This window comes from Clostridioides sp. ES-S-0005-03 (assembly GCF_020658455.1).
Classification (GTDB): Bacteria; Bacillota; Clostridia; order Peptostreptococcales; family Peptostreptococcaceae; genus Clostridioides.
This window is the reverse complement of sequence record NZ_JACVWI010000007.1, coordinates 105,202-117,803: the sequence shown is the minus strand read 5'-3', so window position 1 is coordinate 117,803 and position 12,602 is coordinate 105,202. Positions and strand designations below refer to the sequence as shown.

General features: G+C 26.6%; 11 protein-coding genes. 5 read left to right on the top strand and 6 right to left on the bottom strand.

The features are described 5' to 3' along the window. Window positions 1-397: 397 nt before the first annotated feature. Together IC218_RS18405 and IC218_RS18400 are read left to right on the top strand one after the other, a co-directional pair. Window positions 398-1,066, top strand: coding sequence for an ABC transporter ATP-binding protein (locus tag IC218_RS18405; RefSeq protein WP_227483347.1), 669 nt, complete (start codon window positions 398-400; stop codon window positions 1,064-1,066). 2 nt (window positions 1,067-1,068) lie between these two features. Continuing rightward, on the top strand, window positions 1,069-3,543 hold the full coding sequence (locus IC218_RS18400) for an ABC transporter permease (RefSeq protein WP_227825132.1): 2,475 nt from the start codon (window positions 1,069-1,071) through the stop codon (window positions 3,541-3,543). 354 nt (window positions 3,544-3,897) lie between these two features. Here the strand turns inward: IC218_RS18400 and IC218_RS18395 are convergent, their stop codons facing one another. Next, on the bottom strand, window positions 3,898-4,404 hold the full coding sequence (locus IC218_RS18395; protein ID WP_227825131.1) for a hypothetical protein: 507 nt from the start codon (window positions 4,402-4,404) through the stop codon (window positions 3,898-3,900). Between the two features lie 381 nt (window positions 4,405-4,785). On the opposite strand from IC218_RS18395, the gene IC218_RS18390 reads away from it, so the two are divergent. Further along, a complete protein-coding gene (locus IC218_RS18390) occupies window positions 4,786-5,409 on the top strand; it encodes a uracil-DNA glycosylase family protein (RefSeq protein ID WP_227435286.1) in 624 nt (207 codons plus the stop codon). A gap of 155 nt (window positions 5,410-5,564) precedes the next feature. Here IC218_RS18390 and IC218_RS18385 read toward each other — a convergent pair whose 3' ends face one another. From IC218_RS18385 to IC218_RS18375, 3 genes are all read right to left on the bottom strand, one after another. After that, window positions 5,565-6,344, bottom strand: coding sequence for an EFR1 family ferrodoxin (locus IC218_RS18385; protein ID WP_227825130.1), 780 nt, complete (start codon window positions 6,342-6,344; stop codon window positions 5,565-5,567). 69 nt (window positions 6,345-6,413) lie between these two features. Further along, the gene (locus IC218_RS18380) at window positions 6,414-6,839 is read right to left on the bottom strand and encodes a MarR family transcriptional regulator (RefSeq protein WP_227435289.1); all 426 of its coding nucleotides are present in this window, start codon (window positions 6,837-6,839) and stop codon (window positions 6,414-6,416) included. An 11-nt stretch (window positions 6,840-6,850) separates the two neighbouring features. Further along, the gene (locus IC218_RS18375) at window positions 6,851-7,528 is read right to left on the bottom strand and encodes a flavodoxin family protein (protein ID WP_227825129.1); all 678 of its coding nucleotides are present in this window, start codon (window positions 7,526-7,528) and stop codon (window positions 6,851-6,853) included. 238 nt (window positions 7,529-7,766) lie between these two features. Here IC218_RS18375 and IC218_RS18370 point away from each other — a divergent pair, with 238 nt between their 5' ends. Continuing rightward, window positions 7,767-8,153 carry a BlaI/MecI/CopY family transcriptional regulator gene (locus tag IC218_RS18370; protein WP_227825128.1) on the top strand — a complete coding sequence of 129 codons (387 nt, stop codon included), beginning with the start codon at window positions 7,767-7,769 and terminating at the stop codon, window positions 8,151-8,153. A gap of 1 nt (window position 8,154) precedes the next feature. Next, window positions 8,155-9,957, top strand: a complete 1,803-nt coding sequence (locus IC218_RS18365) for a BlaR1 family beta-lactam sensor/signal transducer (protein WP_227825127.1) — start codon at window positions 8,155-8,157, stop codon at window positions 9,955-9,957. 428 nt (window positions 9,958-10,385) lie between these two features. On the opposite strand, the gene IC218_RS22325 is transcribed toward IC218_RS18365, so the two are convergent. After that, window positions 10,386-11,231: a penicillin-binding transpeptidase domain-containing protein gene (locus tag IC218_RS22325; RefSeq protein WP_413927339.1), complete on the bottom strand. Its 846-nt coding sequence runs from the start codon at window positions 11,229-11,231 to the stop codon at window positions 10,386-10,388. Next, window positions 11,203-12,465, bottom strand: coding sequence for an NTF2-like N-terminal transpeptidase domain-containing protein (locus IC218_RS22320; protein ID WP_413927338.1), 1,263 nt, complete (start codon window positions 12,463-12,465; stop codon window positions 11,203-11,205). The genes IC218_RS22325 and IC218_RS22320 overlap by 29 nt, the downstream gene beginning before the upstream one ends. Window positions 12,466-12,602 lie beyond the last annotated feature (137 nt).

Genomic DNA, 12,602 nt, shown 5'->3' with positions numbered 1-12,602 from the left:
TCCTACTTTATTTTGGAATCTTTTTCTTTAATAGTAAATTACATCCATTTAACCCTTATACCCCTACGAATTGAATTGTACTCAACAAATACCCTTAAATCTGCCTAGTTTTAATAAATTTTCTTTAAATATTTTCTTTAAACTAATTAAACTTCTCTAAGGAAATTTCATTTTAATTTTTTATTCTTATTTCTTTATTAAATTATAATTTCTATTGAGATTCAAAATAATAGATATAGATAAGTCTATCTATCTTATTTTTTAACACAGTATTTCAAATATATTTATATCCTTTTTGTCTATAATTTACTTTTATTTATATAATTGTATAAAAGTTGAGAGAAAATTGAGTTTTATGACTTACACTCTTCTTATACAAAAAAGGAGTGTGTTTTTTATGATTATAAAAGCAAAACAACTATCAAAAATATATGGTTCTAATAACAACAAAGTTATTGCATTAAACAACATTGATTTAGAAATAAACTCAGGTGAATTTGTTTCTATCATTGGACCTTCTGGAAGTGGAAAAAGTACACTTTTACATATCTTGAGTGGATTAGATAGTCCTACATCTGGGCAGGTATTACTTGATGGGAAAGATATGTATAAATATAGTGAAAAGGAACTTTCCACTCTTAGAAGAAAATGTTTTGGATTTGTATTTCAACAGTTTAATCTACTACCAGTTTTGACAGCTTCAGAAAATATTTCAATGCCTGTATTATTAGATAAAAGACAACCTGATAAAGAATACTTAAATGAAATTTCATCATTGCTTGGAATCTCAGATAGATTGCATCATCTTCCACATGAACTCTCAGGAGGTCAGCAACAAAGAGTTGCTATTGCTAGAGCATTAATTGCAAAGCCAAATGTAATATTTGCAGATGAACCTACAGGAAACTTAGACAGCAAAAGTGGTAGTGAAGTTATGAATCTTCTTATTAAAACATCAAAACAATTTAAAAAGACTCTAGTAGTAATAACTCATGATGATAGGATTGCAAAGCTTGCTGACAGACAGCTTTCAATAATTGATGGTGTACTTATGGAGGTGAAATAGTAATGAAGAATTACCTTTCACTTTCAATAAAAGAGTTAAAAAACCAAAAACTTATGACTACATTAATTGTTATTGCAATAATAATGTCAACTATAATGACAACTGTAGTAGGTCAATCAATTGGCATACTTCAAAACTTAAGAAAAGAGCAAGCTCGCTCTTTTAATGGTGATAGACATGTATCCTTTCACCAACTAAATAAAACTCAAGTTGATAAACTAAAAAAAGATAATAGAATCTACCAAGCTGGTCTTTCAACAACACTTGGTACTAGTAAAATAAAGAATACAGGTATCTCTATACTTGTAAAAGAATACGATAAAATAGGACTTTCCAACTATCCAAAACTAATGAAACTAAAGTTTGGAAATCTTCCTAAAAATAAAAATGAGATTGCTTTAGATGAAAACACCTTACAACTTATGGGAATAAAACCAAAACTTGGTATAACTATTCCTATGGATTTAAATATCTCACTCTTAAATGATACAGAACAACCCTATGGTTATAAAACCAATTTTAAACTAAGTGGTATTTTAGAAAATGACTACACAGGCTATGCAAGTGGAATAGTAAATAGTGTTGTAGGTAAAGGTACATCAGAAAATCTATTACCTAAAAGATATGCTTTATCATCATTGGATTTTAAAATAAAGCAACAAAATAAATTTCAGGAAATTGTAAATCAATTAGCCAAAAAAGTCAATATTTCTCGTAGTTCAATTCAATACAACTGGGTTTATTTAAATACATTAGGAATTAACTTTGAAGGAGATAAAAACAGTTCCAATAGTGATAGCATGTCTATAATTATAATAATATCTTTATTTGTTGCACTCTTAGTACTACTGGCCTCTGGACTTGTAATCTATAATATTTTAAAAATTTCTGTTACAAAGAAAATCAAAGAGTATGGATGTTTAAGAGCAATTGGAGCTGAACCAAGACAACTATATAAAATTATTATCTTACAAATTTTATTTTTATGCGCTATCGCTATACCTATTGGAGCTATAATTGGAATTGTTTCTTCTGAAAGCATAACTGAGATGGTTACGAATATTTTAAATCCAGATATATTTTTAGTAAATGACAGTAAACAAATGCCTGAGATTATACAGAGAAATTCAACAGCATACTTAATTCCACTATTATTAAGTGTTAGTATTTCACTAGTATTTTCATTTGTTGCGGCTTTACCATCAGCAATATATGCTTCACATGTTTCTCCTAAAATTGCTATGGCTGGTAGCACTATCAAAATCAAAAGAAAAATTAAGATTAAACGAGAAAAACCAATCAAAAACTTCGAAAGACATCTAGCATGGCTAAATCTAAAAAGAAATAAAGGTAGAACTATAATAACTATACTATCATTATTTATGAGTATAACAGTATTTGTTGCACTGAGTGAATTTTCTAATGTATTAGATGTATCCAAATCGGTTAGTGACTTAAAAAAAGGAGATTTTTCTTTAACAAATGAAGTGCCTGGCTTTGATAAATCTACGCTAGATAAAATAGTTAACATGAAAAATATCAATCGTACCTCTTTTATCAAATACTCTGAATATAAACAAGGGGAAATAAATACAGATATTAACTTTAAAAATGGTTCTGAAATGTTAAAAGTTATTGGAGTTGATGAACAAACTCTTAAAGAATTAATACCTTCTGTAAAAGATTCTTTATTGGAGGATTTCAAAAATGGCTCTCTATGTCTTATAAAAAATCCAATTGCTATTTCTACATCAGATACAAAATTTAAGGCTACAAATCTAAAACCAAAGGATAATATTACAATTAATAAAAAACAATTAAAAGTATACAATACTGTAGATAAAATGATTAATTTGCAGGGTAATGGTTGGTTAAATGGTATTGATGTTATTGTATATGATACTGTATATGACACCCTAACAAATAAAAATAGATTCAGTCAGATAAATGTTTATGCTAAAGATAAATCAAATTTAGAAGAAATAAAATTATCTATTGAACAAATTTGCAAAAACAATCCAGGTTCTCGTTGGATATCGTATATTGAATCAGACAACCAACTTAAAGAAAGTTTCAAACAAATACAATTTTTAGCATGGACTATTATACTATTTGTAGGTTTGATTGGTACTTTAAACATTATTAACACAACTCATACAAACATTAATACTAGAATTAATGAAATTGGAGTTAAGAGAGCTATTGGTATGAGTAACAGTAGTTTATACAAAATGTTTTTATGGGAAGGTTGTTATTATGGAATCTCTGCTTCTATATTTGGTTCAATTGCAGGATATGCCAGTGCTATTATAATAAACATGACTACTATAGAAAAAATTGATTTTACTAATATCCCAATTGTTTCGATTTCACAAGCTACACTTGTTTCTATAGTTGCATGTATTATAGCCACTCTTATTCCTTTAAGGAGAATTAAAAAAATGGATATTATTGATTGTATAGATATTATAGAATGATAATAATAAATTAATATCTATAAATAAAACATAATAAGTTATCTTTTTAAAACTATAATCCTATAGATTTTTTGATTATATATCTTTATGACCACAAATATTGCTATCGCCTTTATTTATGGTCTTTTTTTATGTTTTTATTTGGTGTATATTTACATATACTCTCGTATCTTGATATATTTTATGGTTTAAAAGTAGTAAATTAGCAAAAATAGTATATAAGTTTAATACAATTTGTAAAATCAAACGATTTTGAGAAAAATCACATTAATTGACTTTTAAATACACAGTTATCTATTTCTTTTGATTTTCTACAGTATGTCAGCTAGATTTAATTTGCCTAATTTAAAGTATTTATTCATCTATAAGATTATATTTCTTTATACATCTAACATAATTTGCTACTAAATAATAATTATTTATATCATCTTCATCTAATCCTTTAAATGCAGTTATTTCATCAGCAAGTTCACTACTACCTTCCACAAAAACACAACCTGTTTCAAATTCCATACCTACAACAATAGAACAACCACTATAAACTTCTTCTTGATTTTCATATAAAGTCTTTGCTTTTCCTTCATTTTGAATTGTAAATACAATAGGTTTCAATTCTTTATTGCTCGGTATCTTTTTTGAAAAAGGTTTGTTTAACTTAATATTATTAATGACTACATTTTTAAATTCTTCCGAAGCTTCTTCTTTTAGTGTATACTTTTGTTTCAAATATTCTACTAATTCCAAAATAGACTTAGCATTTACATTTAAAGTACTTCTATATTTTTCATATACAGCTTTCCATTCTTTAACTTTTTGTTGTAATACTTCCTGTGTATCTATATTTATTTTTCCTTCTGGCATTTATTTCATATAAAATCTCCATCCAATCTTTATGTAATCTTATTAATACATTTCATTATAAAAACATTGATTTATTAATTTTAATATTTACATCGTACTTCTAAAAACTTTACAAGTCAATGTAATTTTACTATCTTTGGTTTATAACAGTTTAGAATTAATTTCTTTTATAATGGTAATAGATTAATATTATTTCTGGAGGGCATATTTATGTTTTTAAATAGAATTGAACTTTTCAAAGGATATTCTTTATATAAGATATTAATTAATAAACATGACATTATGTTGTCATGTTTATTGTGCTATTATGTTTTTAAAATTCTTTTGCTTTACAATTACTTTTTATAGTATTTAAGGCTTAAAATTAAGGAGCTTAAACATATGAAGATAAATATAAAATCAACTTTAAATGAATTTATTAAAAATAATAATCTTTTTGAGGATAATGAAGTCTTATCATATCTTCCCAATATAACAATAGATACAGACTCTATAAAAACTATAATGATTAACGAAGTTGTACCAAGTAATCCTAATGATGATTTTTATAGTTTAGATGAGCATGCTGACTACTTAAAAAATACAATCCCTTTATTCCAAAATGCAGGTATAAAAGTATCTAGCATAAACGATATCTTAAATCTAGGCATATATATAACAAATGCAGTAAAATTACCTAAATCAGAATATACAATAACTCGCGACACTATTCAATCGCACATGCCTATTTTAGAAGAAGAAATTAAATTATTCAGTAATCTAAAGGTAATAATGTTAATGGGAGATGTAGCAAAAAAATCTTTTAATATGATTACTAAAAAACATACAAAAAAGAATGCAGTTCCTTCTATTTCAACATACAAACTTCGTAATAATGAACTTTATTATGACAATTTACGAATATTTCCATCATATATTATGACTGGTGGGAACTTATTGATTGAAAAATCAAAATTCGAAATGGCCTCAGAAGATATTCAAAAAATGATAGAACTTATAAAATAATAGAAAAGTGCCTCATAAAAACGCTTTGAGGCACTCTACTTTTCAAATCATAAGTTATAATTATAGTACTTTTTTTATAGTAAATTTAAATTTTTATTTAATATTATTTATCACTAACCTTTAATATTGTCCATCATTGAACAAATCAAACTTATCTATTTTTCTAAAAATATATCCTTTACTGTAACATCTGGATGGTGATACTTCTTTCTATCTGTCAAAAACGATTTTTTTATATTAATAGCCTCTTTTGGACACCAATGAAAACAGGCTAAACATCTTTCACACTCATTACCCCACTTTGGTTTTCTGTCAACTATACTTATGTTTTCTAATGGACAAACTCTTTTGCATGTTCCACACCCATTACAATTATCTTCTGCAAAAAATTTAGTGGTGGCAATCTGCATGTTTTTACCTACTAGACGAAGTACAACACTATCTATATGTGACTTTAAATTGTTTTTTCCCTCTATATTTCCAAATTCCAAGTTATTGATACATTTTGCAACTTCAGCTACTCTATTAGTTTGACTTCTCAATCTTTCCTCTTCAACATCTGGAGGTGTTATCAAAGCATTTCCAGGCATATTAATTAAAAAACCAGCAGATAATTTTTTACCCTTTTTCTTAAGTAATTTATCTATAGTAAATAAACTGTGTCCAGCCACCCCATTGCAAGTGGCAATAGCATATATATGAGTATTACTATTAAAATTTAACTTATCTATAAAAAACTTTACTATATCAGGAACATCAGCGAAATAAACTGGAAAAACAATTATCAATATATCTTCATTTACGTCTATATGTCTTTCTTTTCTATGTATAGCTAAAGGTATTACTTCCCCATTTTCATTTAACATTTCTTTTAAAGTCTTTGAAACCACTAAAGAGTTTCCTGTTCCAGAAAAATAATAAATCTTAGAACTCATCCCTATCCCTCTTTCTATTGTTTTGTATCATCAATGAGTTAAAAAGACTTCTTAAAACATAGTTTATACTTATTTACTGAGTTTATCTAAAGCTTCAGTAAATAAAGACAGCTCCTCATCTGAAATAGTTTTAAATGTCTCTGTTGCATATATATCTGCAATTTTATTTAATGGCTCTTCTAATTCTCTGCCTACATCTGTTAAAAATATTTGAAATTTTCGTCTATCTTTAACATCTACTTTACGAACAATCAAGCCTTTATTTTTCATAACATCTAAAATTCTTGTTGTATTAGATTTATCCTTACATGATTTTTCGCACAAATCTATTTGAGAAATTCCATCTTGTTCCCATAGAAATCTTAATAAAGCATAATGATCAGTTGTTATATCATACCCATTTTGCTTAAACATCTTTTTTAAATCTTCTTTTACTTTCAATGAAGTACTTATTAACTTACTTGTAACTTCATATAATTTCTCAAAATCTCTCATAATACCTCCATCTAAATAATACCTTGCGCCTCCCATCTATCAATTATTCCTTTATATTGCTCAATATTTTTAAATGCCATTGGCTTTAAAATAATATTCATAGCAATAAAGTCGTAGATTTGAGAAAACACAGGTGGATTTTTCTTTTCCTCTATACAATAAACAAATTTTTTAGATACCTTTTGTATCTTTGATTCTACTCTTTCAACTATAGGATTTTGATTAAATCCAACCTTTACAGATAAATGACCACAAACATAACCTCCTGAATCTAAAACCATTGATTTCATAAAAGAAATAGCTTTTGAACCACGAGCATTTTCATATGTTGTAACTGCTATACATGGTTTATGATACAATAATCGCTCTAACATCATATGAGCTCTATCTGTAAACACCTTAAAAAGACCAGTTACACTACTTCCATAAGTTGGACTACCAAATATAACGCCATCACTCTTAGTAATTATATCATGAATATACTCTACTTTATCATTTAGATTAATACACTTACCTATTTTATAACAATTTAAACAACCAATGCAATATGATGGATTGACTTCACTTAGATTAAAAAAATTGATTTTGACATTTGGTTTAATTTTTTTTATATCTTTGCATAACTGAGTCAAAACATTTGATGTTGCCCCATTTTTTCTAGGGCTTCCATTTATAACTGTAATTATCATAATTTATACCTCCATTTTAGTTGTTATATCAACAATAAGTATATCAACCATTTTTTTAACTGTCAATATAATCCTTATATTTAATTTTTTACCATACATACAGCTTAATTAATACTATTTATATTTAAATACATGTACTTTCTAGATGACTAAAAATGAACTATTTAAAAAAATTGACAAAGCAAACTAATGATAATATACTTTATGTATTACAAATGTAAGTATAAGGAGGTATCTTATGAAAAAACTACCACAGATTTCAGAAGCAGAATATCAAGTAATGAAAATCATTTGGAAACATGCTCCTATTAGTACGAATGAAGTGATTGAAAAGCTAGTAAAAACAAGTAAGTGGAGTCCTAAGACTATTCAGACAATGTTGTTGCGTTTGGTTAAAAAGGGAGCTTTGGCATATGAAAAAAATAGCAGAGTCTTTGTTTATACTCCAATTGTTAAAGAAGAAGAGTATGTATCTACAGAAAGTAGTTCTTTTTTAAATCGCTTTTATAATGGAACACTTAATTCTATGGTACTAAATTTTTTAGAGAATGATAAATTATCAGAAGATGATATAGAAGAATTAAGACATATTTTAGATAAAAGGAAAACTAAGGAGGATAAGTAGTATGTATGCTCCATTTTTTATTCGATTCTTGCTTAGCACAATAACCTTATCTTTTTTAATTATTATAATTTTGCTTGCTAAAAAAATATTAAAAAAACATATTTCTGCAATGTATCAATACAATATCGGGTTTATGATACTTATAATGTTAATAATCCCATTTATTCCGCTTAAATATATTAATCATTTAAATATATTTAGCTATATATCTAGTTTTACTCAGATTGAAAATAATACAGCAAATACTTCTATTGTAAAAAACTCTTCAGACAGTATAATTAATAATTCAAATGCATTAAAAGATTTTTCAGTATCTTTGAGTCAATCTAATTTCGATAATTTAAATATTTTATTGCTAACATTATGGATAATTGGAATTACAACCATGATAATTATTACAGTTCATTGTAATTTTAAAATAGGAAATATAAAAAAATCAGTACAAATTTTAGAAGATGAAGAGATACTTTCACTTTTTAAGCACTGTAAAGAAAATATAGGTTTAGATAAGAATTTTATACTATGTAAATCATCTATTATAAATACACCTATTACATTTGGATACTTTAGGCCACATATTATATTACCAAGCGAATCTATATCTAAATTATCTTTAAAAGACATAAGATATATTTTACTTCATGAATTACAACACTCTAAAAACAAAGATATTTTAGTAAATTATCTAATGTGTTTTTTCCAAATATTATATTGGTTTAATCCTCTTATCTGGTATGCACTTAAAGAAATGAGATTAGACCGTGAGATTGCATGTGATATTTCAGTTTTAAAAAGACTTGATGAGAATAGCTACATAGAATATGGACATACCATAATAAATTTTATAGACAATCTATCAAAGCCATCTAATCTCACACTTACTTCAGATATTGGTGGTTCAAAAAAGCAAATAAAAAGACGTATATTAAAGATAACAGATTTCCAAATTGAGTCAAAAGCTTTAAAACTTAAAAGTATTTTAATTTTTATAATAATAGCTTTAATTGTATTTGGAAGTAGCCCTACACTATCCATTATGGCAGATGTCAATGAAAAATATAATATTACAAGTAATCAAACTTTATATGAAGATTTAAGTCAGTATTTCAAGGGTTTTGATGGAAGTTTTGTAATGTATGATTTAGAGTCAAATCAGTATCATATTTATAATGAAGAAAAAAGTAAAACGAGAATTTCACCAGACTCCACTTATAAAATTTATAGTGCTTTGTTGGGATTAGAAAATGGTGTGATAACAAGAGATAATTCATACATTCATTGGGATGGGAAGTATTCTACTAATGATTCTTGGAATAAAGACCATGACTTATTTTCTGCTATGGAAAACTCCGTTAACTGGTATTTTCAAGATTTAGACAAAAAAAATGGTATGAAGAAAGTACAAACTTATCTAAAAAAAATTAACTATGGAAATTGTGATGTTTCATCTGGGATATCAAACTATTGGTTAGAATCTTCTTTGAAAATCTCACCTATTGAACAGGTAAATTTACTTAAAGATTTTTATACAAATAAATTTAAATTTAAAGATGACAATATAAAAATTGTAAAAGATTCATTATTGATATCTAAAGAAGCTGGAGTATCGCTTTATGGAAAAACTGGTACTGCTAATATAAATGGAAAAGATGTAAATGGTTGGTTTATAGGCTATTTAGAAAAAAATGGAAATACTTATTTATTTGCAACAAACATTCAAAGTAAAGATTATTCTAATGGTATCACAGCATCCAAAATAACATTGTCTATTTTAAATGATAAAAAAATATATAAGACAAATTAATGCAAATATACTTTTAAAATTACAATAAAAAAATTTGATGGCTGTAATTTGTTTACACATATCTATATAAATACTCTAAATATGGGATTTTATTTATAAATAGTTTAAATATTTATGTAAGTTTTTATTTATTTACATAAAACCTAATACTTTTTCTTTAAGATTTAAAAACTTCATACAATATTCAAATTAATTCTCTATAAAATTCATATACAAGGTTTATTATATAAACATAGAAGATAGTAAAACTAGCTTAAAAACATAATATAATACCCTATACAAATAGTGGCAACTCTCCCTCACATCCTCAATTGTTGCCACTATTTTATTTTTTGAACTAATAAAAAACTTCACTATATAGTGAAGTCTCTTATTAGTTTGACTTTTATCTAAAAATAAGCCAAAAATATAATCTCTAATACATCATATTAATCTTCAAATACTGATTTTATAATAGGTATAACATAATGGCTTCCTCCACGATGTTTCACATCTTCAACCATAGCTAATGCTAAATACTGTTTGTCACTATTTTCATCAACTGTAAAAGCATTAAACCATCCAAGCTCTATTCCAGTAGTATCATCTTTTGATGCTTTAATTTCTGCTGTACCAGTTTTTCCAGCAATAGTAACTCCTTCAGTTTTAGCACTATGGCCTGTTCCATTTGGATTTTCAATAACTTGAATTAAATCATCACGAATAATTTTCACAGACTCTTTAGAAAACACATCTTTTTTCCAGAATTCAGCCTGTGGATTTTCTTTAAATTCAAGATAAGGCCTTATCATACTTCCATCATTGACAAAAGTTGAATATATTGATGCCATATGTACTGGATTTACAAGTACTTTACCTTGACCATACCCACTATCTGCTAATTGTATTTCTGTATCAAATTTATTGTCAGTACCAAATTTTGAAGAAGCTAATCCAAATTCAAATGGTATACTTTCTTCAAATCCCAGTTTTAACAATTCTTTTGATAATACATTTTCACCTATTTTTAATGCTGCTTTGGCAAAGTAAATATTATCAGAGTAAATCAATGCATTTTTCATATTTACAGTATTTCCATAATCCTTTAATGTAGTTACCTTATAACTTCCCCAACTAGAATCTTTTTGCCAACTAAGACCACTATGTCCAAAATTTTCATTAGGATTAATCTTTCCTGTTGTTATACCAATACCAGCAGTAACTGGTTTGAAAGAAGACCCAGGGCATAGTCTGGCTTTAAATCTATTATAACATTGGTTTATTTTCATTTTCATTGAGTTCCTTCCATCTATCCCCTGACATACCTAGTATAAATTCATTTGGATTGTATGATGGACTACTTACAAGAGATAAAATCTCTCCTGTTTTAGGATTCATAACTACTGCGCAACCTTTATCATTTTTCAACTGGTCATATAATTTACTCTGTATCTTCGAATCAATGGTCAGTTTGATATCTTCCCCATCTTGCTTTGGAACAATTGCTAAAGTTTCTTTTTTATCTCCATATCTATCAGCTATGATAATCTCACATCCATCAATACCACGTATTCTGTCTTCCAATAAACTTTCTAAACCAATTTTACCTATTATGCTATTAACATTGTAGTTCTTTCCCTTTTTTTCTTTTAATATTTCTGCATTCACATTTTGAACATACCCAGTTAAATGACCAGCTTTTTCACCTAGTGGATATGCTCTTACCTCTGTATTAGATATTTTAACTCCTGAAATGCTAAGTAATGATTCTTGTAATGATTTATCTTTTTCTTTTACAGATCCATCTGGATTTTCTTCTATTTTTTCAATAGTTTTTATAGGTACCATTGAGTTTTCTTTTACCCAAGATGCATCTAATTTTTTTTGGATTTGCTCAACTGGTATATCTAGTAAATCAGATAGTTTTTTTAGGTCTTCTACATTATTACTCATCTTTCCAGGCACTAATCCTATAACAGATGCAAGACCTTGACCAGCAAGTACTTCACCATTTCTATCTAAAATATTTCCTCTTTTAGCTTTAAGTGTTGATACTAGAACCTTATTATCATTTTCAAGTTCTGGAAATATAACTTTTGACTGCCATCTTATTCTATAGTTTTTTTGCTTGTCTTTAGTCAACAATACTTCATTTGAAAATGAGATTTCTCCTGCTAAAGTGTTTATTTTAGAATCATAATTTATTTTTGTACCTTCATCTTCATCTTTTTTAATGTCCTTAATATCAATACTTATATTGTGTGCACTAATTCCTTCGTATATTTTTTTATTTCTAGAGACAAAATCTTCTTTTTTGTTTTCTAGTTTACTTTTCTCATCTAATAGATTGTACATTTTTTCATATTGTCTTTCATTTGCGAAAGACATATACTGTTTTAATACTTCATCTGGTTTGATTTTATTAAATCCATTCAATACAAAATTAATTGTAAGACCAATAATAACTGTAACTAAACAGATTAAAGCTCCAAGGATTAGTAATTTCTTTGTTTTTATCTTTTTTTTCATACAAACCCCCTTATTCTTCAATATATTACATATGTAAGCTTTAAATTTAAAATAAGCCCATAAATATATCAATTATATACTTTTTTATTGGTCTATTGTTTTTAAATATACTCATAAAAAATATGTATCTTAAATAT